Here is a 23,271-nt window from a genome sequence, read left to right on the forward strand (position 1 = left end):
TGTATCAGCTCTTGTAAAAGGTTATAAATTAACCGGACATAAAACTTGTTTGATTTTTCATATAAAACTTTCAATAATTCTTGCTGAAACATCTGTACCAGAATTTTTAATATCGCCTGTGAAAGCCCAACCTTAGTCTTCTGTCCGGTTTTATAAATTTGTATTATAGAGGTATTGCTATTTGTACTGTTATTTATTTAAACATTAAAATGACTGATTTCTTTCTTTAATACCAGGCAGCTCTCATCAGCAGATGCTATCAGGCTTACTACCTGTTCGGATTTAACATTGACATCCCCTACTTTTACGGCAATATCACTGGTACCGGAGGCACCTTCTGAGGCTGCCAGGGAAACCTGATTTACTGCCAGTAAGATACTCTGGATAGAAGCCAGCAGCTGTTGTGCTGTTGCGCTGAAATCTGTAACCAGATTGTCTACATAAAGAGAATCTTCTTTGTAATCCTTTGCAATTCCTATAAAGCTTTCAATACTTTCATTAACATCAGTTGTTACAAAATCTAACAGGCTGTTTGCGCTTTGAGACAGATCCTCAACAGCTTCCGTTACTTTAACAGTAACACCTTGTATCTGCTGAACCATAGATTTGGATTGTTCGGCAAGATTTCTGATTTCATCAGCTACAACAGAGAAACCTTTACCGGCCTCCCCGGCTCTGGCTGCTTCAATGGCTGCATTTAATGCCAGCAGATTTGTCTGTGCAGTTATATTCATGATGGAATGGGATAATACATCTATCTGCTCCACGATTTTAGCCTGTTCAACTGCTTCTTTCAAATGTGTACTGATTTCGCTGCTAATCCGCTGTATCTTGTTTTGGGATATTTCCGCAGTTTCTTTTGTGCTGGCAGCACGTTTGCTGATTTCAATAACCTTTAAGCTTCCATCCTGTGATTTTTCAGCGATGCTTCTTGAGGCTGATTCAATTTCTAGAGAGGTTGAATTCAATTCCTGAGAAGAGGCAGCAGTTTCTTCCATACCTGCAGCCAATTCCTCCGTTGTCGCAGATACTTCTAACAGATTATTGTTTAAGGATAACATATTATCCTTTGCATTTGAAACTGCCTGAACAATCTTATCTGCTTCAGCTTTTGTATTACCGATGAGATTGCCTACAGAACTTTTCATATGTTCCAAATCCTTCGCCAGTAGACCAAAGTCATCCTTTCGATTCTTAAAGATATCTGGAAGAGTTGTCCTGAAATCGCCTTTCGCCAGCTGCTCCAGATACTTGCTGATTGCCTTGAAGCTGTTATTCAGACGTAAGATTATAATAACTGACAGAAGGATTGAAACAACAACAGTAACCAATATGATAATAATGTTATTTATTATAACTGCCTCTACCTTTTTCTCCTGGTCCTGTGTTGTTTGTTTAACGATATCGTCTATATAATCTGTATAATTTCCTGTTCCGATAACCCAGGAGAAGGGTTCAAAAGCCTGGCTGTAACTTCTTTTTGGGCTGGCTTCTGTTTCATTGGCCTTGGGAAACCAATAGTCGGTAAAACCGCCGCCATTCTTTCCAGCTTCAATTATTGCCTGAATAAAAGCAAACTGATTTACATCTTTTTGATCAAAACGATTAGTTCCTTCTGTTTCAGTGCCTAACATTACAACATTGGTGCCGTCGTATGTATCTGCCCAGAAATAACCATTGTCCCCATAGGTAAGATTACGTAACAGGTCCGCACCGGTTACCTTGGCTTCTTCCATCGTGTATTCACCGGACTGGTATTTCTCATAAACCGTGTTCAGCAAAGAGATTGCTGTTTGTACTTGTGTCTTTACATTGTTGTCATAATCTGACCGGATGCTGGTCTCCAGTACGTGCAGGTTGCTCTTTAGGCTATTTTGCTGTGAAATAAGGGATATAATTCCAATTAATACAGTAGCAGTAACCAGAACAGTAGCAAGTAGTATAATTTGTGTACGTACCTTTAAATTCTTGAGCTTCATAAAGTACCCTCCCTAAATAATAGTAACAATAAAAGTTGATCGGATGTTTTAGTGGCCAAATATAAAATTGCTTTAAATGCAGTATTTTTATCTTTGGAAAGGTATAAAACATAAGTTCAACTTGTATATAAAACATTCTACAATAATTCTTAAAAATAGACAATAAAGGTATTGTTTGTCGAAACAATCTGGCACTATCCATAATAATAAAACTGGATGTTGTATATATACCAGTTTTGCTATATCATATCTGTAATCCTAGAGGAAAATATAGGTATACTAAAAAAAGAACCCCCAATCTTTCCGTCTAAAGCAGCATACCAATGTAAATATTGCAAAAGTCCGATAAATAAACCACCATATGCAAGCTTTTATTGCTATGGTTACTTTATCGGATATAGTAAATAAAAAAATAAGCGGAATTTGGAATTACCAGTCTTTTACTGGAGTGAGTTTGAAAAGTACAGTGAGCTATTGAGCAACTGGGTAATAGTAATATATAGGAGGAAATTTTACACATGCAGAAAAGAGTTGCAGCCATACATGATATATCCTGCTTCGGCAGATGTTCCCTGACCGTAGCATTACCAATCCTGTCGGCAGGAGGTTATGAAACAAGTATAATTCCAACAGCGGTACTGTCAACTCATACAGGCGGTTTTGAAGGCTTCACCTTCAGAGATCTGACGGAGGATATCCTTCCTATTGCAGAACACTGGAAAACTCTAGATATTTCCTTTGATGCAATTTATACAGGATATCTGGGGTCCTTTGCGCAGTTGGATATGATCTCAAGGATATTTGATATGTATAAGAAAAAGGAAACTCTGATTGTTGTTGACCCGGTTATGGGAGACAACGGCAGATTATATACTTCTTTTAAAGAGGATTTTCCCAGAGGAATGGCAGGACTTTGTGAAAAGGCAGATATTATTGTTCCTAATATCACAGAAGCAGCGCTTTTAGTACAGGAACAGTACCTGGAAGGTCCTTATACACCGGAATATATAGAAAGATTACTTAAAAAGATGGCTGAGTTTGGAGCAAAAAAAGTTGTACTTACAGGAGTTTATTTCGAGGAAGGCCAGATTGGTGCAGCAGCTTATGACAGCACTTGCAGGCAGACAGTTTATTCTCTCGGAGAGAAAGTACCCGGAATGTACCATGGAACGGGTGATGTGTTCTCAAGTGTTCTATTAACCGGGCTGTTAAGCGGATTTTCCATGGAGGAGGCTTTAAAGCTGGCTGTTGATTTTACAGCCGGGGCAATAAACAGAACCTACAAAGCCGGAACAGATAATCGCTTTGGCGTGAATTTTGAAGAAGGCCTTTATGAGCTGGCAAAAGTATGTTCAGAGAACAGGAAAATCTAAAAAACGTGTATGGATACACAACCTCTTTCATAGATTGTAAAAAGCAAGCAAAGGAAAAGAGGGAGTGTTTTGAAGCAGGAAGGTTATGTACTTCTTATAAATCAAACAGATTACGATTGGATTCTGATTAGAAATCTTAAAGTAAACATGAAGAATTTCTGCTTTCCCGGGCGAATTAAAAGGCAGACAGAGGCAGTTGCCTATGTGGAATGGGAGGAGACAGCTGCTGTAGGCTCACAAAATCTTGCAGCAGCTGTTTGCTATCAATTGGAGCATACGGACAGTTCCTTTATTGTTCTGGCCTATGAGGACCATGAAAGCAAAGATTTAAGGGTTTACTTCGAAAATATGGCATCAAAGAATATCACAGAAAGGGAGACAAAATCCTTAGGTTGGATAAATGGAGGCACCTTGCGTCTGATTCTGTCAGAGCCTGGTGAAGGTGAGCTTCATCGCCTTGATATCTCTTCTGATTATGGGGAAGTTGCAAAAGCAAAGAATTACATCAAGGGATTTGAACAGGCAGAAAGGGTTAATAACATTATAACTCCTGAAGCAGTGGAACAGACTTCCGTCAACTGGTTTGGGAAATTTAAAGGTATCGGGACACTTGATAATCTTTATCTCAGGGCAAGCTGCTTCTGGGAAGAATGTGTTATTACCTTACAGGGAGCCAAAGACTGTAATCTGATATTTACACTCACCCTGATTGTCGGCGGAGAACTTGTTAAGGACAGTTTGCTTAAGGACATCTATCTTTATAGTGATCAGATAAAAATTCTCAGGATACCTGTAGGTAAAATGACCACTGTTGTGCTTGCCGGTACTGTTAAAAGCAATACCACAAATGAAGTGTCAGTTGATGTGACGCTAACTGGTGTCTGCAAAAAAAACATGTAAATTACCCATAAATTTTAATCATTCTATTGAAGAAGTATCACAAGCAGTCTTGGGATACATGGGGAGCAGGTTATAATTTATCGATCGTTGATAGAGAAATGGTGGTGACTATGTTTGACAGTAAGGATTCCATGGCTATGTTAGCAGCTTCTATGATGGCATATACTATTAAGGGAGGAAAGCTGCCGGTTTATTATCGTATCAGGATTGATGAGTGGCTGAATGGAAGACCGGTTAACTGGTATAAGAGGGCTGGGTTCACAGATAAAATCTATACCTTTTCTGCGGGTCTTAATAATATACATGCCGGATTAATGGGAATAGCGGGAAATAGGCTTATAATTGCATTAAGAGGAACAGACGGGGATGGTACTTTGGAGGGAAGTATCCTGGATTGGCTGAATAATTTTATTGCTTTACCTGTGCCTTTTACTCCGTATAGCAGGGGTTTCGTCCACGCAGGATTTTTAAGTGCTGCAGAAAGCCTCAAGACGGATATGTTAACACAGGCAGTAATACTTTATGATAAACTGAAAGTCAGTGGCCTGGAGCCGGAAATCATAGTTACCGGCCATAGCAAAGGCGGAGCCGTTGCCTGCTTAATGGCAGAGATGCTGGCAGAAATAAACAAAGAAGAATATAAGAGCAGGATATCTGTATATACCTTTGGTGCTCCAAGAGTTGGAGACAGGATATTTGCTGAAAATTACAAGCTGAAACACTATCGTTACGAGGCTTTTTTAGATATTGTCTGCCATCTGCCTTTAACTGAACAGGAAATGACCTTATTAAAGCGACTTGGACCTGTTCAGGAATTATTTGCCGAATGTTTTAAGCTGCCCGCTTATAAATCTGTAGGAGAGGAAATCTGTGTGTATCATGAAGCGGATAATTTTGGAGCATACCCGGCAGATACAATAAATATCTCAGGGGAGACCCTTAATTCTTTTTGTGCAATAGAACAGGTAATACGTTACGGAGCATTGCAAATACTGTCAAACAGTCATGGAAAAGACTACTATCTGCTTGACAAATACACTGTGTTACATTAAAGTATTCTTAAGAATATACTTAGTTTTATTTATTCGCGGATTTTATTTTTCGGTATTCTTTACACACTTAATACAATACAGTTCCTGTTAACAAAGAAGGCGGATGTATAAGAAACCGAAATTTATATCGTGTGATAAAGGGCAGCATTCCATGCTGCCAAATTCTGTTATTAGGGTACGTTTGTAATTTGCTTGCGCTGGGTTATGTTCTGTTTGCGGGAGCAAATTTGCTAAAGTAGTCAATTGTATGAGATGTTTATAAGAGACATTTAATAAGAGATGATATGCAATAGACAGTAATTAAGGTGCTGTTTTGGAGACGAAAAGGCCATTTGTCCGGAAATGAAAGCAGTGATGTGAATGGCGCGGACAGAATAGCAAATTGGATTTTTTATATTCACCTGTAATAATAATTTTTGAAAGAAGGAAGAACAGCTATGAAAATTTCTACCGTAAAAGGAACCAATGATTATTTACCGAAAGAAGCAGCCCTTAGGGACTATTTAATGGATCAGATATTAAAAACCTACCAATCCTGCGGTTTTCAGAGAATTATGACACCGGTCATTGAGGATATTGAGAATTTGGATAAAAGTGAAGGCGGCGAGAATCTGAACCTTATCTTTAAGATATTAAAAAGAGGGGATAAATTAGAGAAAGCACTAGAGGCAAAAGATGAAAAAGAACTCAGTGATATGGGCCTTCGCTATGATCTTACCTTACCCCTCAGCAGATATTATGCCAGCAACAGGGACAAGCTGCTTGCACCCTTTAAATGCATTCAGATAGACAGAGTCTACCGCGCGGAACGTCCTCAGAAAGGCCGTTTAAGAGAGTTCTATCAATGTGATATTGACATCATTGGAACCACCTCACTGACAGCAGAGGTTGAACTTATTATAACAACCGCTCAGGCACTTAAGAATATCGGAATCGGTGAATTCAAGGTAAAGATCAACAATAGAAAGCTTCTAAAAGCCATTCTGACTACTGCTGGCTTTGGAGCAGAAGAGCTTGACAGTGTCTGCATATCGATTGATAAGCTGGATAAGATCGGACTTGACGGGGTCAAGAACGAACTTGCAGTTAAAGGATATGCTACTGCCAGTATTGAAAAGCTTGCAGAGATACTCTCCACAAAACCTTTTACCTTAAGTAAAGCAGCTGAAATTTGCCCGGAAGAAGAGAGCTTAAAGGAAATTCAGTTTATCCTGGACTCTGTAAAAGCTGTAAACAGTGAATTAGAGATTGATTATGATATTACCCTTATCAGAGGACAGGGTTACTATACCGGTACTGTCTTTGAAGTAGAAAGTACCAAATTCAGAGGTGCAATAGCAGGTGGCGGAAGATACGATAACCTAATCGGTAAATTCTTAAATGACAGTGTACCTGCGGTTGGATTCTCTATCGGCTTTGAAAGGATTTTCGGAATCTTAACGGATATCGGCTATCAGATACCGGACAGAAAGAAGCAGCTTGCAGTTATTTATGATGAGAAGGATTTTCTTGCAGCTATGGAGACTGCTAAGAATTTCCGTGAGACCTACAACGTTGCACTGTATGTGAAACCTAAAAAGACCGGTAAATTTATTGACAGACTGGAAGAGCAGGGCTATGATGGTTTCTTTATCTACGGACAGTCAGAAGAAGTACAATTGATAGGGAATAAATAGTTCCCCAAAATGCCTTTTAGTAAATTTCGTTAAGTTATAATAGCGGCTTGTCAAATGACAGTTTTTATATGTCATTTGACAAGTTTTATTTTTGGCTGAGCTGTTATAATAAAATTTTAACAATTATTTAAGAGTATTTTTTTTGATTTTGGTACCTCCATTATGTATAATGACAGGAACGTGGCAAAATACTTAAGACATAAGGAGGAAAAAAAGTTTGCTGGAATTAAAGAATATAAAGAGATCGTATAATGTCGGGGGCATAGAGACCAAGGCTCTTGACGGAATCAGTGTTGCCTTCAGGCAAAAGGAATTTGTAGCAATACTTGGAACAAGCGGTTCTGGAAAGACTACCTGTTTGAATATCATCGGAGGACTGGACAGGTATGATTCCGGAGATCTTGTAATCAAGGGTAAGAAAACAGCGGATTTTACCGATAGGGATTGGGATGCCTATCGAAACAATTCCATAGGGTTTGTATTTCAGAGCTATAATCTTATCATGCATCTTAGTATTGTAGCAAATGTGGAGCTTGGAATGACCTTAAGTGGCGTGTCAGCGGAAGAAAAGCACAGAAGAGCTATCGAAGTACTGGAAAAAGTAGGACTGAAAGAACATCTGCATAAGAAACCCAATCAGCTCTCCGGCGGACAGATGCAGCGTGTGGCCATAGCCAGAGCATTGGCAAATGATCCGGAGATTCTTTTGTGTGATGAACCCACCGGCGCCCTGGACAGCAATACCAGTATTCAGATTATGGAATTAATCAAAGAAGTTGCCAAAGAACGACTGGTAATCATGGTGACTCACAATCCGGAACTGGCTGAAAGTTATGCTGACCGTATTATAAGGTTTCAGGATGGTAAGATCATATCCGATACCCATCCTCATATGGAAAGGCCAAAAGGTGATGAGTTTAAGCTTAAAAAGACCAGTATGAGTTTTCTTACAGCCTTAAGGCTTTCCTTTAACAATATCCGTACAAAGAAGGGCAGGACCATATTAACTGCTTTTGCTTCCAGTATCGGTATTATCGGAATTGCAGTTATATTAAGTTTATCAACCGGTTTTCAGACTCAGATTGATGACTTCCAAAGAGATGCCATGGCGGAGTTCCCTATTATTATTTCCCAGTCAGCTACTACCGTTGATGCGGAGAGCCTGGAGAAAATGCGGGAAGAGAGAAACAGTGAGGAAGCAGAATCCTTCAAAGAAACAGATAAAGTTACTCTTTATGATCCTGCTGATACGCAAATTTCCCACAGAAATATCTTTACGCAGGATTATTTGGATTACTTAAATAAGATTGATCCTGAAATCTGCAGCAGCATCGGGTATTCCAGATTGGTATCCATGAATATGGTCCGTAAGGTAGATGACAACGTAATACCTGTCTCCTTAAGCTCCCAGAGCCAGAGTTCCGGTAACGGCAGTTCAGGAGCCGCACTTACAGGTTCTATGGGGTTATCCTCTTACCCTAAGCAATTAAAAGCAGAGGAAGAGTCTTATCTTACAAAGAACTATGATCTGTTATCCGGGGATTATCCCACAAAAGAAACAGACCTGGTACTGGTAATCGATACCAGAAACCGTGTGGATTATAATATCCTTAAAGGCCTTGGTTTTGAGACAGATGGAAAAGACAGTATTAATTTTAATGACATAGTGGGAACAGAATTTAAAATTGTACCAAATGATGTATACTATGTACCCACGGAAGCAGGAAGTTATTTGCCGGGCAATGATTATCAGGCTATGTTTGATTCAGCAGATTCCATTACTGTCAGGATAGCTGGTGTGGTGCGCCAGAAGGAAGAGGTTACCATGGGGCTCCTGCTTCCGGGTATCGCCTACAGCGATGAATTATCGGAACTTGTAATAGACAGTGCCAAAGATTCCGCAATTGTAAAAGCCCAGGAAAACAGTGACAGGAACGTGATTACCATGGAAGAATTAACGGAGGACACCAAAGACGTATTTTTATCCTACCTTGGAGGAAATGCAACTCCATATGTAATCATGGTTTATCCCGATAATTTTGAAGATAAGGATGCTGTAACAGCTTATCTGGACCAGTATAATACTGGTAAAGATTCAAAAGACCAGATAGTTTATACAGATCTGGCAGCAACCATGTCCAGTCTGACCAGCGGCATTATGGATGGTATTACCATCGTTCTCGTAGCCTTTGCGGCAATATCACTGGTAGTAAGCCTTATTATGATATCCATTATAACCTATACCTCTGTATTGGAACGCACAAAGGAAATCGGTATATTAAGGGCATTGGGAGCCAGAAAGAAAGATATTACCCGTGTATTTGACGCAGAAACAACCATCCTTGGAATCTTTTCCGGTTTACTTGGTGTTGTACTGGCATGGGCTTTGACCTTTCCCATCAATGCAATCTTATTTAATATTACGGAACTGGAAGGTGTAGCTTCACTTAAGATTGAACATGCGGTATTTCTGGTTGCCATCAGTACCATTCTTACTGTATTAGGCGGTCATATTCCAGCAAAAATGGCCTCCAGAAAGAATGCCATTGAAGCTTTGAGGTCAGAATAGTAAGTAACCAGTTACTAAGGTTATTGAATTGTGCTGCAGCACAATGTATTGTGTCGAAAATATATGAAAATATACATGGAATAAACGTTTTATCGAAATAATTATTATAATATGTGCTAAAACACATAAATTTTTTGAAAAAACACTTGCTTCTTTTAGAAATACGTGTATAATGAATCACATGATTCGTAGGGCAATGGCGCAGGAAAAGGCGCTGTTGCCCTTTTGCTTTGGTATAGAGCGAAAGGAGCCTTTCATGGAAAACACTAATATCGAGATAAAATTGAATAATGTCAGTATGATTTATCAGGCAGACAACAATGAGGTTACCGCATTAACCGGTGTCAGCCTGGACATACAGAAAGGTGAATTTATCTCCCTCCTTGGGCCTTCCGGCTGCGGAAAGACAACACTGCTTCGAATAGTGGCTGACCTGTTAAAGCCCACAGGCGGAGAAGTCCTTATAGAGGGAAGTTCAACGGAATCAGCGAGACTTAACCGTAAATATGGAATGGTATTTCAGAGTCCGGTACTTTATGAATGGCGGACAGTAAGAAAGAACATTGAAATGCCGCTGGAACTGATGAAGGTTAAGAAAGAAGACAGAAAAGCCAGAGCTGAAAAGATGCTCGACTTAGTAGGACTCACAACCTTTGCAGAGCATTATCCCCATCAGCTAAGCGGTGGTATGCAGCAAAGGGTAGGTATAGCAAGAGCCTTGGCCTTAAGACCGGAAATCCTATTAATGGATGAACCTTTCTCTGCTTTGGATGAATTCACAAGAGAGAAGCTTCATGAAGATTTGCTTCGAATCTGGAGTAAAACCAATAAGACGGTTATCTTTGTAACACACAATATAGCAGAAGCTGTGTTCCTATCTGACAGAGTCTGTGTCCTCTCACCTCATCCCGGAAGACTTTCGGCAGTAGTAGATATTGATCTGCCAAGACCCAGAAGCAAAGAAATAAAGGATACCTTTGAATTTACTACTTTGGTAGCGAAAGTAAGAAACAGCTTTGAAGGAGTATAGCAGAGGATTATAGCTGGGAAGGAGAGAAAACCTTGAAGATCTTAAAAAGAATCGGAGACACCAAAGGAGCAGTAACCCTGGTGTGGGCTCTTGGAATTATGATTGTCTGGGAAATCGGAGCTTTTTATGTTCAGGGAACTAAGAGGACACCTGAAAATGTATTACCGCATATTTACCAGATAATAGGTTCGGTATTCAGTAACAAACCAGTAAGCAGCGGGCAGACAGCCCTTCAGATAGTAATCACCAACGCCGGTGCCACTCTTTTAAGAGCAGGAGCCGGTTTTTTTATTGGTATGCTAAGTGGCTTTATTCTGGCATTACTTATGAATCTGTCCGGCGTAATTGAAAAAATAGCCTTTCCATATCTCATGATAATCCAGATGATACCAATACTTGGAATGGCTCCCATCGTTCTTGCAATTACAAGAGATATCGGCATCAGCCGAATCGTAATTGCAGCAATCCTGACTTTCTATCCCGTAGCGGCTAATACCCTGGCCGGTTTTAAGTCCGTAGAACGGGAAAAGCATGATCTGATGTATATATGTGCAGCCAATAAATGGCAGGTGTATACAAAGACCTTAATACCTTCGGCTATTCCTTACTTTTTCACCGGACTAAAAATATCGGCACCTATGGCTATCACCGCTTCTATACTGGTAGATACCCTGCAGGGAGACGGTGGCCTTGGCTGCATGTTATCACAATCTTTGAAACATGCCATGTCTATTATGGTATTCTGGCAGATAGTACTGTTAAGTGCTATCATCGGTATATTAAGTTTCTACTTGATGGGTGTAATAGAGAAACTGTTTATGCCTCATAAGAGGAAGAGGGTTTCAGGAGGGAGAAGGACTTATGAAGACAAAGAATAAAAAAGCTGCCGTAACTTCCTTTTTATATCCCTTAAGCTTTGGAGGGCTTATATTTGCTTTGTGGCAGACCGGAATTCTGCATAAAATACTTGGAACCGATGAATTTACCTTACCTTTGCCATCACGTATCGGAAATATCATTCTGGATAATCTTCCAAAGATAGGGGGGAATATTCAGTCCACCGTAATCGTGGCAGTACTCGGTCTCCTGGCAGGTTCTCTGCTGGGGTATGCAGTTGCAATCCTTGCAACCATATTTCCCAGATGGGGAGGAGGGGGGCTTAATGTAGTATCTGCCTTTAACGCAGTGCCTATTGTTGCTTTAGCTCCGGTTATCACTAACTGGACAAAGGATGTGAGCAAGGATGCCAGTGTACGAAGTATGGTTGCAAAAATTCTGGTGGTAATGGTAATCTGCACAGCAGCTATGAGCATTAACGCCTACAGGGGTCTGACAGAAGTAAAACCCTTCAGTGAAGATTTAATGAAGACTTATGCAGCTGATAAGTTTACCACTTTTGTTAAGCTAAGGCTGCCAAACAGTATCCCCTACATATTTATTGCCTTGAGAGTGAGTGTACCGGCCTGTGTTATCAGTGCACTGGTCAGTGAATATTTCGCTGAATATATAACAGGGGTGGGAAGGCAGATAAGAGAGAATATTGTATTGGCTCAATATTCCACAGCCTGGGCTTATATTACTGTAGCCTGTCTGATTGGAATTTTAATGTATATGATTCTTATGGTTTTTGAAGGTATTTTGCTGAAGCATCGCAGAAAGTAATACAAGGCGGACTTTGGCTTAAATAAAAAGAATAAGGAAGCAAAATAAGGAGGAAACATCATGAAAAAAAGGTTATTAACAGCAGCTCTTTCTCTGGTAATGGTATTCAGTCTTACAGCCTGCGGCTCAAAAGGAGCTTCAGAAAGCTCATCAGCAGGTGCCTATTTCAACAAAGAAGCCAGCGCAAAGGACATCGTAGTAAAGGCAGCTACAGAAGGCAAGGTGGGAAACTGGGGTATTGGCAACGAATATGAAATTCAGGCATTACTTACAAAATACGAACAGCCTACTACATATCTAAGCCAGGCGTTTGATATGGATGGTTTTGACGATGATTCCATCCTGCTGGCATCAGCCATGACCTATAACGAATTGGGCCTTGTCAAGAACTCTTATGAAGGCGGCTATAAATACGGTGATTCCGTAGGTTATATCGATATGAATGATGAAGGCGTTGCTATGCTGGAGGATAATATATTTACCACCAGAGCTTTTGCAGAGGCGAATCCCAATACGGTAAAAGCCTTCTTATATGCCTCCTTAAAAGGCTGGGAATATGCCTGTGCCAATCCGGAAGAGGCAGCAGAAATCGTATTTAAATACGGTTCCAGTGTATCCAGCGAGCATCAGTCCTATATGGCAGAAGAGGTTAAAAAGCTCGTCGAAACAGATACAAAAGGAGCAAGTGTAAAGGATTACGGAAAGATGGATGATACAGCAATGCAGCAGACCCTGGACCTTGCAAAAAAATATATCAAATTAGATGACTCTGCAGCAGCAGATAAATTACAGACCATAACACTTGATAACATCAGAGATACTTCCTACTGGGAGGCAGCCAATGCTTCCGGAGACGGAAAGTTCGGAACACCTGAAAAATCAAGCGTATCCATACAGTTAAAATGGCTTCCTCAGGCACAGTTCATGGGCTATTATGTGGCACTGGATAAAGGGTATTACAGTGAAGCCGGCCTTGAGGTGAACATAGTACCCGGTGGCGGTGATATCGGAGAAACTACAGCTGTCAATAACGGAACCGTTGATTTTGGCGTAACCTGGGTATCTAACCTGATTGCAGCAAATGCCGGTGGAATGGACCTGGTTGAAGTATCTCAGATCTATCAGAGATCGGGTCTTGTACTGGTATATAAGTACAACAAGTAATTATGGGGCAGATAATATTTTAAACAGCAAAGGCAATCACGGTATTACCTGGCTGTGATTGCCTTTTGCTACTTTCGTCAATTTTGTGCCGATACGTTCGGCGGAATGAGAGGTAAGTTAAATGAGTTACATAATAAAAAATGGTACCATTGTTAATTCAAAAGAAACCTATCAAGGTGACATTCTGATAAAAGACGGAAAAATTGCTGCTATTGGAAAGAATCTTCCGGTGGAGGCAGGTACTGAGATAATAGATGCCGCGGGTAAACTTGTATTGCCGGGAGCTATTGATGTACATACTCATCTTGCCATGCCTTTTGGCGGCACTCTTTCGGCAGACGGCTATTTTGCCGGTACCAGAGCGGCAGCCTGCGGCGGAACGACGACGGTTTTTGATTTCGCGCTTCAGGATTTTAAGGAAAATATGGTTGATACCGTTAAAAGAAGAGATGCTCTTTGTGCACCAGAGGCAGCTGTTGATTATGCCTTTCATGTCGGAGTAAAGGATGTTAGCGGCGACCTGCTTGATTCCATGGAAGAAGCAGTGAAATTCGGGGTTCCAAGCTTTAAAGTATTTATGGTATATGATTTCGGTGTCAGTGACGGAGTGTTCTATCAGGTGCTGGAAAAGGCAAAAGCCTGCGGGGGGATGATCAGTGTTCATGCAGAGAATAAAGAAATTTCCAATATGCTTATTCAGAGGTTCTTATCGGAAGGGAAAACCGGTCCCTGGTATCATTACCTGTCAAGACCTGAATTTGTAGAAGCAGAAGCAGATTCCCGGGCAATTGAATGGGCGAAATCCTTAAATGCACCTTTGTACATCGTGCATCTTGCCAACAAAGACGGAGTAGCTGCCGTTACCAAAGCAAAAGAAGAAGGCTATCAGATCTATGCAGAAACCTGTCCCCACTATCTGCATTTTACCAAGGAAGTCTATAAAAGAGAGGACGGCAGAAACTTTGTATGTTCTCCGCCTATCAAAGGACAGGAAAGCCAGGAGGCTCTCTGGGAGGCCATTAAACGAGGAGATATTGATACCATAGCTACCGATCACTGCCCCTTCCAAAGCTATGAAAAGGACTGGGGAAAAGATGACTTTACCAAGATACCCAATGGATGTGCGGCAATAGAAAATATGTATCCTTATATGCTATCGGCTGCCAATACAGGTAAGATTACCTTTCAAAAGGCAGTGGAACTCTGCTGCGAGAATCCGGCGAAGCTATTTGGCTGCAGGGAGAAAGGCTTCCTGTTACCGGGAAAAGACGCAGATATCGTTATCTATGATCCAGAGAAGAACTTTACAATAACCTGTGAGAATATGCACTCTGATTACGATCATACCATTTGGGAAGGGGTTGAGCTGAAAGGTTATCCCATCAAGACCTTCTCCAGAGGAAGAATTGTATTTGACAATGGAGAATTTGTAGGTGAAGCCGGATGGGGTAAATTTATCAAACGCAGCTTAAAATAAAGCAGTATGGTAAACGGGTCTGCGATGTGAATGATATATGTTTGAAAGGTGGTGCGGATATGTCTGCTGACAATAAATATGCAGGGCTTTTTCTGGCTCAGGAAGCTGCTAAGTGCCTTTTATGCCATGAGGCACCCTGTACCGATGCCTGCAAGGAAGGTTTGAGGCCTTCTGATTTTATAAGATCGGTCAGGTTCGAAAATCTCAGTGCAGGGATAAAGGCAGTGCAAGCAGAAACCTGCCGTTCCTGTGAAGCTGCCTGTGAAAAGGCCTGTATCCATTATGATGTACCGGTTAAGATTCAAAAAATGGTCCTGGTTACAGAAGCTGAAACAGAAATAGACAATACTGGGATTGGTGATCTATCTATTGAATTCTGCGGAGTTCAGTGCGAAAATCCTTTTTTTCTGTCCTCCTCTGTAGTTGCAAGTAATTACGAAATGTGTGCAAATGCATTAAGAGCCGGATGGGGAGGAATTGTATTCAAGACCATAGGATTTCTTCAACCGGAGGAGGTATCTCCGCGTTTTGATGCTACAAGAAAAGAGGGTACCCCCTTTATTGGTTTTCGTAATCTGGAGCAGATTGCAGAGCACAGCCTGGAGGAGAACCTGGAGTATCTAAGAAGACTAAAGGAGGATTTTCCCAAGAAAATAATCGTTGCTTCTATTATGGGGCAGACAGAGGAGGAATGGACAGAGCTTGCCAGAGCAGTTACAGAGGTTGGTGTCGATATTATCGAATGTAATTTTTCCTGTCCCCATATGTCTGCACAGGGGCTGGGTTCTGACGTAGGACAGAATACAGATTTGGTAAAGAGGTATACGGAATATACCAGAAAAGGTACCCATCTGCCTATTCTTGCCAAGATGACCCCTAATCTGGGAAATATGGAACTGCCTGCCCTTGCTGCCCTGGAGGGAGGGGCGGACGGAATTGCAGCTATCAATACTTTAAAGAGCATCAGCGGCATCCAGTTGGACAATATGGCACCTCCGCCTCATATTAACGGCAAATCAGCTATATCCGGTTATTCCGGTAAAGCTGTAAAACCTATAGCTCTTCGTTTTATTCATGACCTTGCAGGTCATGAGCAGTTAAAGGGGGTACCCATCAGCGGAATGGGCGGAATCGAGACCTGGCAGGATGCCGCTGAGTTTATTGCTTTGGGCTGCGGAAATATTCAGGTAACGACTGCTGTTATGCAATATGGCTATCGAATCATTGATGATCTGATTTCAGGTTTAACGGGTTTCTTAAAGAAGAAAGGTTACAGTTCACTGACGGAACTCTGCGGCAGTGCACTGGAAAGCTTTGTCAACCCAGACAGCCTTGACAGAAAGACCATGGAATATCCCGTATTTAACAAAGACAGATGTGTAGGCTGCGGCAGATGTTACATTTCCTGTCAGGATGCAGGACATCAGGCAATAAGCTTTGATAAGACAGAGAGAAAACCCCTGCTGGCTGCAAAAAACTGTGTTGGTTGCCATCTTTGCCTTCTGGTATGCCCCTGCAGCGCTATTGAAAGGTCAAGGCGAGTAAATAAACCTAAGAATATAAGGGAAATTCAAAATGACGAGAATGTGGGTGCATAACATCAGACAGCCGGAGAGTCAGTGCAGTTTGAGATATTTAATTCAGTAGCAGTTAAATAAAGGAAAGTTGTGGTGATATCATGGCAGTTACACTTGCTAGGCTTTTTGCCAATACAGAAAAAAATTATAAAATCAGGCTGCTGGCAGGTCAAAAAGGTATGAAAAGCCTGGTGCGTTGGGTTCATATGGTAGAAGATAGTGAAGTCCCTGGGTTTCTCCACGGTAATGAATTAATAATGACCACGGGGATTGCTCATGGGGGCAGCGGGTGGCTTGTAGAATTTGTGAAGAGCCTGAGAAAACATGGTGCCATTGGTCTGATACTGAATGTGGGACCTTATATTAAAGAAATACCTGCATCAGTCACCCAATACTGCGATGATAATGGTTTCCCGTTATTTACAGTACCCTGGGAAATTCATCTGATTGATGTTACCTTTGATTTTTGTCACCGCATCATAGAAAATGAAGAACATGAAACGGATACGGCCTCTGCATTTCGTAACCTGATCTTTACCCCTGGTAACAAGAATGCTTATGTACAGCCTTTAGGTAAAGGTGGTTTCCATAACAGAGGAGAATACACGCTTATGCTGATACAGGCGGTAAAAAATGAAAAGCTGATATTAGGAGATGAGTGGAATAACCTGAAATTCGGATTGCAAAGTGTGTTACGGTATGTGGATAAACCAATCTGTATTTTTGACCAGGAAAACTATCTGGTTATCATTGCCTCCGGAATACACTGGTCTCAAATGGAGGGATACGGAAAACTGATTGAAAAAGAATTGTTTCCGGAAGAAGAAGTACAGCTGTTTATCGGAATCTCTGATACGGTTATGGGCTATAATGAGCTGCATTTTTGCTACCGGCAGGCAGTAACCTCTGTTTCAACTGCGAAGCTGCTTCGGAAAGAAACGGTTAAATACCAGGACACCGGAATCTACAAGCTGTTATATGCAGTAGAAGAAACTGGTGTGTTAAAGCGTTATCTGTCAGATACCTTATGGGATATCAGAGAATATGATTCGCTGCATAATACGGATTTTGAAAATACCTTAAAAGTATATCTGGAGAATAACGGAAGTATTCAAAAGGTATCGGTGATAATGAATGTCCATCGAAATACTGTTAACTACAAAATGAAATCTATCAGAGAAATTTTTGGGCTAAAAATGGATTATGATGATATAGCCAGACTATGGCTGGCTTTTAATATTAAGAAAATAACCTCAGAATAACATAAGGATTGGAGGGGTCAGCATGACTTCACAGGAAATCAAAGAACAGCAAACCGGGTATGTATTGCAATCCTGGTCAAAACAAAAGGGTTTAAAGCCCATACCCATTGAAAAGGGTGAAGGAATCTATATGTGGGATTATGAGGGGAAGCGCTATACGGATATGTCCTCCCAGCTGGTTAATCTCAATGTAGGCCATGGTAACCGTTATATTGTGGAAGCTATAAAAGCTCAGGCAGAAAAATATTGCTACATATCCCCCAGTTACGCCAGTGAACCCAGGGCTGAACTGGCTAAGATGTTAATTGAGAGACTGCCGGATAATATGGGAAAGATCTTCTTTACCAACGGTGGGGCAGATGCCAATGAAAATGCCGTAAAAATAGCAAGACAATATACCGGCAGGCATAAGGTTTTCTCCAGATACAGAAGTTATCACGGTTCCACCTTTGGTGCAGGCAACCTTACCGGTGAACCAAGAAGATATCCCTTAGAACCTGGAATCCCAGGTTTTGTGAAATTCTTTGACCCCTACCTGTATCGCGAAAGGATTAATTTTACCACCGAAGAAGAGGCCTCTGAGTATTATGTTGCCAAACTGCGGGAGCAGATTCAATATGAAGGAGAAAACAGTGTTGCCGCAATTGTACTGGAAACCATAACCGGCTCCAACGGAATCATCATACCTCCAAAAGGCTACTTACAGGGAATCAGGCAGATTTGTGATGATTATGGTATTCTCTTAATCTGTGATGAAGTAATGGCCGGCTTTGGCAGAACAGGAAAGATGTTCGGCTTTGAGAATTGGGGCATCAAACCGGACCTTGTGACCTTTGCAAAAGGTGTGACCTGCGGATATATACAGCTTGGAGGTGTTGCCGTCAGTAAGAAGATAGCGGAACATTTTGAGGATAACTTTCTTTCCTGCGGTCTTACTTACAGTGGTCATCCTCTTGCCTGTGCAGCAGGTATTGCCTGCCTTAAGTTCTATGACGATGCAGCTATCCTTGAAAATGTAAATAGAACCGGTAAGATACTTGCTTCTGAGTTAGAGAAGTTAAAGGAGAAACATACCTGCGTCGGGGATGTGAGATATATCGGATTATTTTCTGCTGTGGAACTGGTAAAGGATAAAAAGACGAAAGAGCCACTGGTGCCTTATGGCAGGGATACTGCAGGAGTTATGAAAGGAATTATAGGCAGGCTTTCAGCAAAGGGATTTATGACTTACTCTCATGAAAATATGATACTGATTACTCCACCTCTGATTATTACCGGGGAGCAAATTATTGAAGAATTGGTCAAATTAGGTGAGGTGCTTTCGGAAGTAGATACAGAAATTTAGAAATGGGGTGATTGAGTGACAAATGAACGCTTTCATAAAAGGGAAATCGAGCTGTTAAAGATAATACCGCCAACTCATTTTCGGACTGTGGAATCTTTTAATATGAAAAAGGCCACTTCAGAAATTGGCGTCGAAATTGACCTTAAAGATACCTTTTTACAAAAGCTTTCCTTTAAGGCACCCTGGGACGGCAAAATGTATGCATATGCAAGAATCACGAAAGAATTTGAAAAGCTATGCAGTGAAATCAATATCGCCGCAAAAGAAATCAAATTAATGTACCTGGAGGATTGGGACACTAAATTCTCGCTTATTATCGAAGGAGAAGATAATAATAGAGAGTTGTCCTTTTATGTATCTTCCTATGATGTATTAGAGCTTTTAAAGAATTGCTGCCGTATTCCGGAGCAGAAAGTAAGTGCTCCATAGGGCACGGATAGGAGATTATATGGTAAGTTGCAGTTTGGAAAGATTAGAGGATAAAATAAAGACTTTTTCCGGTTTTGGTGATACGGGGAGAGGAGGTATTACCAGATTTTCTCTATCTCCGGAGGCGTTGGCTGCCAGAGAGGAATTCGTGAAAAGATGTAAGGCACTTGGTATGGAAGTGGTTACGGATGATATGGCAAATGTTTATGCCACTTTACCCGGAGAAGAAGGGCTGCCGGCTATTATGTCTGGTTCTCATGCAGATTCAGTAAGACAGGGTGGCAATTATGATGGTATTCTGGGAGTACTTACAGCTTTGGAAGCAGTGGAAACCATTGTGGCAAAGAAAATTCCTCATCGCCATCCTATAACAGTTGTTATCTGGACAAATGAGGAAGGTGCACGTTTTGAACCTGCCATGATGTCCTCCGGTGTTATAACCGGTAAATTTGATAAGGAAAAAATGCTTGCATCAAAAGATACAGAAGGAATAACTTTTAAAGAAGCATTGGAGGCAAGCGGTTATAAAGGACAGGAGAGTAATCGTATTGACCCGGCGAAATGTATTGCACTACTGGAGCTTCATATAGAACAGGGACCGGTGCTGGAAGCGGAGGGGATTGATATTGGCGTGGTAGAAGGTGTATGCGGAATGATTAATTATGAATTTACCTTTACCGGTCAGGCCGGGCATGCCGGAACCACTCCGATGCCTTATCGAAAGGATGCTCTTTATGCAGCGGTAAAGACCATTCAGTATCTTCATGAGGAATTGGATAAGCTGGATTCTAAGCTGGTCTATACAACCGGAAAGATATCTGCACATCCTAATATACATACGATTATACCGGATATTGTTAAGTTTACCCTGGATGCAAGACATCAGGATCCGGAAGTAATCAAACAGGTACTGATGATTATTGAAGCTATTCCCGCAGAAGTTGAAAAGTGTCAGACTGGATATGCAAAAGCCTGGGCGAGAGATACGGTATCCTTCTATACCGAATATGTTGATCTGGTGGAAAAGAATGCAAAGGAACTGAATTACAGTACGAAACGCATGTATAGCGGACCCGGTCATGATGCGCAGTTTCTAATGGAAATCCTTCCGACTACTATGATATTTGTACCCAGTATAGGCGGACACAGCCATTGTGAAGAAGAATTCACTCCTGGGGAGGCTTGTTTAAAGGGCGCTAATGTCCTGCTTCATACAATTCTTGCCATAGATCATAATAAATAGTAATAAATGTATGATTGAAATTCAGCAGAGCAGATAGAAATAAGACCTTAAAGAAAATATTAATCGTAGTTTAGTTATTAAATGAATTACTGGTGAATGTAAAATAATTTTAAATGATACAGCACATAAAAAGCAGTTGCATCTATTATAACGATGCAACTGCTTTTATGCCAGGGGTTGTCTGAAACTGTTTCGTGTTACATTTCCAAATTACAACGCAGAATACCGCAATGCGGTTTTCAGATTAATTACTAAGCATTTGCCAGTTTCTTTGGATCTTTCTTCTCTTTACGTTTCTGCCACATTACCCAGAGAGGACCTGCAATACAGATTGTGGAATAGCAGCCGCTTACAGCACCGATAGCCATAGGAAGGGCAAAGCTCTGAATGGAGTCAATGCTGTTGACCTTAGCCATAATAAATACAAGGCTTACACTTAAGAATACAGCGATGTTGGTATTCAGTGATCTGGTTATGGACTGTGAAATAGACAGATCAGTAAGGGTTTCAACAGGCAATTTAGGATGTAAGTCATGATTTTCGCGGATACGGTCATAGATAACGATGGTATCATTTACGGAGTATCCGATAATACTTAAAGTCACGGCAACAAAGGAATCGCCGATGGGTATCTTAAATATAACGCAGGTGAAGAATACGACTAATACATCGTGAAGCAGCGCAACCAGTGCCATAACACCTGCGGATAAGCCGCCGATTTTACTAAAACGGATCCATACATAAACCATAACAAGGCTGAAGGAAAGAGCAATTGCAATAATACCATTTGTGAGGAACTTACGGCCGAAAAAGGGTTCAACCATTTGTGACTCACTTAAATTAAGCTTGTTATCAGTAAACTTTTCTTTCAAGGCGCTATCAAAATTTACCTGTTCACTGGCATCTACACCATAGTTCCCGGCAATGTTTAAGATAAGACGTTTTTCATTGGAAGCCAGATCCTCTGTGATCTGAGCAGATACAGGCCTTCCCAGTATTTCTGTTGCTACATCGCCAGCATCATCTGCATTCAGTTCTCCGGTATAAGTGTATTTTAAGAGGGCACCACCCTTGAATTGGATATCTAACTGAACTCCGCTGATTGCCAGATTAATCAATCCAACAATCATAATTAATATGGAAATGCTAAAAAAGATAAATCTTTTATTGAAAAAATGTAATATACCGCTACCGGAGGGAGTTAATGCTACCGGTGCATTGGATTGATTATCTCTACTCATAGTGTTCTCCTTTTTGAAAAGCATGTATAAAGCGAGGGTTTTCTAAGTGCATCGAAATCGCTTAAGGAGCGAATCATCAGTCTGGAAGCAGTTACACCTGCAACGAAGTTGAAGAAAATACCTGTAAGCAGGGAGTAAGCAAAGGATAATAATGCTCCTGAACCAAAGATCATAAGTATTACACCAACAATCAATACGGTGATATTACCATCGAATACCGATGAGAAGGCACCTTTAAAACCGGAAGAAATTGCTGAACGAACTGTCTTACCGGATTTGATTTCTTCACTGATACGTTCGGAAATAATAACGTTGGCGTCGACACCCATACCAATGGAGAGGATAACTCCTGCAATTCCAGGGAGGGTTAAGGTCATCTGTGGTATGGAAAGTGCCAGTATCTGTCCTGTTGTCTGGATTAAAAGAGAGATACAAGCTACTGTACCAGGAACTCTGTAATATATTATTAAAAGGGCACAGATAATAGCGAAAGCTATAAGTCCTGCATCAAGCATTACATCTAACGCACCGGAACCCAGTGTAGGACTGATGGTACTGTGGTTCTTTGTAATTAAAGAAAAAGGCAGGGAACCGGAATTAATCTTATCCGCAAGTTCTTTTGCTGTGTCATAAGTAAAGTTGTTGCCGGATATTTCTGCTTTACCGTTGGGAATTACTTCATTAACCACTGCAGTCTGAATCAGAGTATCATCCATATAAATACTGATGTTTTTATTGAGTAAATCTTTTGTAGCTTTTGCAAAAAGCTGAGTGCCTTTTTCATCAAAGGTCAGGCTGACAGAATATTTATTTGTCTGACGATTTAATTGCGGTGCACTGTTGCTTACATGTGAACCTTCCAGTAATACATTGCCGGCATCATCTTTAAAGGTCAAAAGAGCTGTTTCTCCAAGTTCTGCAATGGCATCTGCGGGATCAAAATTCTTCTCGCCAGATTTCCAGGGGAAACGAACTATGATATAGCCGTTATCTTTGTCAATGGTAACGTCACGGTCAAGGATATTCTTGTTATCAAGACGGGTTTCAATAATGGTTCGTGCGGACTCAAGTTCATTTGCGGTCGGTTTACGGTCCAAATTTGCCGCCTGGAAGGCTGCATCCACGCCGCCTCTGATATCAATACCAAAACGGATATCCGGAGCACCCTTAATTTTAAAAGAGCCTATTTCTACACCAAATGCAGCGGTGTAAGCCATAAGTAAGGCTACTAATAAAACAATAAAAAATACTGGTTTCTTACTTTTCATTTTATAATCCTTTCTTCTTGTATA

At 41.0% G+C, this 23,271-nt stretch carries 18 protein-coding genes; 15 read left to right on the plus strand and 3 right to left on the minus strand.

Annotated features, from left to right (window positions below):
- Nucleotides 1–197 precede the first annotated feature (197 nt).
- A complete protein-coding gene (locus tag BR73_RS0113260) occupies nt 198–1,979 on the minus strand; it encodes a methyl-accepting chemotaxis protein (RefSeq protein WP_033165919.1) in 1,782 nt (593 codons plus the stop codon).
- Between the two features lie 518 nt (nt 1,980–2,497).
- Between BR73_RS0113260 and BR73_RS0113265 the strand changes: the two genes are divergently transcribed.
- The 15 genes from BR73_RS0113265 (at nt 2,498) to BR73_RS0113335 (ending at nt 20,738) form a co-directional block, all read left to right on the plus strand.
- Nucleotides 2,498–3,352, plus strand: a complete 855-nt coding sequence (locus tag BR73_RS0113265) for a pyridoxamine kinase (protein WP_033165920.1) — start codon at nt 2,498–2,500, stop codon at nt 3,350–3,352.
- Nucleotides 3,353–3,421: 69 nt separating this feature from the next.
- Entirely contained in the window at nt 3,422–4,252 is an 831-nt protein-coding gene (locus tag BR73_RS0113270; RefSeq protein ID WP_033165921.1) for a hypothetical protein, read from the plus strand.
- A 110-nt stretch (nt 4,253–4,362) separates the two neighbouring features.
- Nucleotides 4,363–5,304, plus strand: coding sequence for a lipase family protein (locus BR73_RS27455; protein WP_051685193.1), 942 nt, complete (start codon nt 4,363–4,365; stop codon nt 5,302–5,304).
- Between the two features lie 437 nt (nt 5,305–5,741).
- Nucleotides 5,742–6,980, plus strand: coding sequence for a histidine--tRNA ligase (gene hisS, locus BR73_RS0113280; protein WP_033165922.1), 1,239 nt, complete (start codon nt 5,742–5,744; stop codon nt 6,978–6,980).
- Nucleotides 6,981–7,197: 217 nt separating this feature from the next.
- Nucleotides 7,198–9,549 carry an ABC transporter ATP-binding protein/permease gene (locus BR73_RS0113285; protein ID WP_033165923.1) on the plus strand — a complete coding sequence of 784 codons (2,352 nt, stop codon included), beginning with the start codon at nt 7,198–7,200 and terminating at the stop codon, nt 9,547–9,549.
- Nucleotides 9,550–9,805: 256 nt separating this feature from the next.
- Nucleotides 9,806–10,579, plus strand: a complete 774-nt coding sequence (locus tag BR73_RS0113290) for an ABC transporter ATP-binding protein (RefSeq protein WP_033165924.1) — start codon at nt 9,806–9,808, stop codon at nt 10,577–10,579.
- Nucleotides 10,580–10,611: 32 nt separating this feature from the next.
- Entirely contained in the window at nt 10,612–11,457 is an 846-nt protein-coding gene (locus BR73_RS0113295) for an ABC transporter permease subunit (RefSeq protein ID WP_242860672.1), read from the plus strand.
- Nucleotides 11,441–12,241, plus strand: coding sequence for an ABC transporter permease subunit (locus tag BR73_RS0113300; protein ID WP_033165925.1), 801 nt, complete (start codon nt 11,441–11,443; stop codon nt 12,239–12,241). Before BR73_RS0113295 ends, BR73_RS0113300 begins: the two co-directional genes overlap by 17 nt.
- Before the next feature lie 60 nt (nt 12,242–12,301).
- Nucleotides 12,302–13,405, plus strand: coding sequence for an ABC transporter substrate-binding protein (locus BR73_RS0113305; RefSeq protein ID WP_033165926.1), 1,104 nt, complete (start codon nt 12,302–12,304; stop codon nt 13,403–13,405).
- A gap of 121 nt (nt 13,406–13,526) precedes the next feature.
- Complete coding sequence (gene hydA / locus BR73_RS0113310; RefSeq protein WP_033165927.1) at nt 13,527–14,882, plus strand: dihydropyrimidinase; 1,356 nt, start codon at nt 13,527–13,529, stop codon at nt 14,880–14,882.
- Nucleotides 14,883–14,941: 59 nt separating this feature from the next.
- On the plus strand, nt 14,942–16,480 hold the full coding sequence (preA, locus tag BR73_RS0113315) for an NAD-dependent dihydropyrimidine dehydrogenase subunit PreA (protein WP_051685194.1): 1,539 nt from the start codon (nt 14,942–14,944) through the stop codon (nt 16,478–16,480).
- Between the two features lie 80 nt (nt 16,481–16,560).
- Complete coding sequence (locus BR73_RS0113320; protein ID WP_051685195.1) at nt 16,561–17,721, plus strand: PucR family transcriptional regulator; 1,161 nt, start codon at nt 16,561–16,563, stop codon at nt 17,719–17,721.
- 22 nt (nt 17,722–17,743) lie between these two features.
- Complete coding sequence (locus tag BR73_RS0113325) at nt 17,744–19,066, plus strand: aminotransferase class III-fold pyridoxal phosphate-dependent enzyme (RefSeq protein ID WP_033165928.1); 1,323 nt, start codon at nt 17,744–17,746, stop codon at nt 19,064–19,066.
- A gap of 15 nt (nt 19,067–19,081) precedes the next feature.
- Nucleotides 19,082–19,495: a hypothetical protein gene (locus tag BR73_RS0113330; protein WP_033165929.1), complete on the plus strand. Its 414-nt coding sequence runs from the start codon at nt 19,082–19,084 to the stop codon at nt 19,493–19,495.
- A gap of 19 nt (nt 19,496–19,514) precedes the next feature.
- A complete protein-coding gene (locus tag BR73_RS0113335; protein ID WP_033165930.1) occupies nt 19,515–20,738 on the plus strand; it encodes a Zn-dependent hydrolase in 1,224 nt (407 codons plus the stop codon).
- 251 nt (nt 20,739–20,989) lie between these two features.
- On the opposite strand, the gene secF is transcribed toward BR73_RS0113335, so the two are convergent.
- Nucleotides 20,990–21,979 (minus strand): protein translocase subunit SecF, encoded by a 990-nt coding sequence (gene secF, locus BR73_RS29395; protein ID WP_242860673.1) that lies wholly within the window; start codon nt 21,977–21,979, stop codon nt 20,990–20,992.
- Nucleotides 21,976–23,247, minus strand: a complete 1,272-nt coding sequence (secD, locus tag BR73_RS29400; protein ID WP_033165931.1) for a protein translocase subunit SecD — start codon at nt 23,245–23,247, stop codon at nt 21,976–21,978. The genes secF and secD overlap by 4 nt, the downstream gene beginning before the upstream one ends.
- Nucleotides 23,248–23,271: the final 24 nt, after the last annotated feature.

Source organism: Clostridium sp. KNHs205 (genome assembly GCF_000702945.1).
Taxonomy (GTDB): Bacteria; Bacillota; Clostridia; order Lachnospirales; family Lachnospiraceae; genus Anaerocolumna.

Bases quoted from the DNA above. Each gene is read 5' to 3' on its own strand.
- BR73_RS0113305 (WP_033165926.1), top strand. From the start codon at position 12,302: ATGAAAAAAAGGTTATTAACAGCAGCTCTTTCTCTGGTAATGGTATTC.
- BR73_RS0113260 (WP_033165919.1), bottom strand. From the start codon at position 1,979: ATGAAGCTCAAGAATTTAAAGGTACGTACACAAATTATACTACTTGCT.
- BR73_RS0113325 (WP_033165928.1), top strand. From the start codon at position 17,744: ATGACTTCACAGGAAATCAAAGAACAGCAAACCGGGTATGTATTGCAA.
- BR73_RS27455 (WP_051685193.1), top strand. From the start codon at position 4,363: ATGTTTGACAGTAAGGATTCCATGGCTATGTTAGCAGCTTCTATGATG.
- hisS (WP_033165922.1), top strand. From the start codon at position 5,742: ATGAAAATTTCTACCGTAAAAGGAACCAATGATTATTTACCGAAAGAA.
- BR73_RS0113300 (WP_033165925.1), top strand. From the start codon at position 11,441: ATGAAGACAAAGAATAAAAAAGCTGCCGTAACTTCCTTTTTATATCCC.
- secF (WP_242860673.1), bottom strand. From the start codon at position 21,979: ATGAGTAGAGATAATCAATCCAATGCACCGGTAGCATTAACTCCCTCC.
- BR73_RS0113265 (WP_033165920.1), top strand. From the start codon at position 2,498: ATGCAGAAAAGAGTTGCAGCCATACATGATATATCCTGCTTCGGCAGA.
- BR73_RS0113290 (WP_033165924.1), top strand. From the start codon at position 9,806: ATGGAAAACACTAATATCGAGATAAAATTGAATAATGTCAGTATGATT.
- preA (WP_051685194.1), top strand. From the start codon at position 14,942: ATGTCTGCTGACAATAAATATGCAGGGCTTTTTCTGGCTCAGGAAGCT.
- hydA (WP_033165927.1), top strand. From the start codon at position 13,527: ATGAGTTACATAATAAAAAATGGTACCATTGTTAATTCAAAAGAAACC.
- BR73_RS0113335 (WP_033165930.1), top strand. From the start codon at position 19,515: ATGGTAAGTTGCAGTTTGGAAAGATTAGAGGATAAAATAAAGACTTTT.
- BR73_RS0113320 (WP_051685195.1), top strand. From the start codon at position 16,561: ATGGCAGTTACACTTGCTAGGCTTTTTGCCAATACAGAAAAAAATTAT.
- secD (WP_033165931.1), bottom strand. From the start codon at position 23,247: ATGAAAAGTAAGAAACCAGTATTTTTTATTGTTTTATTAGTAGCCTTA.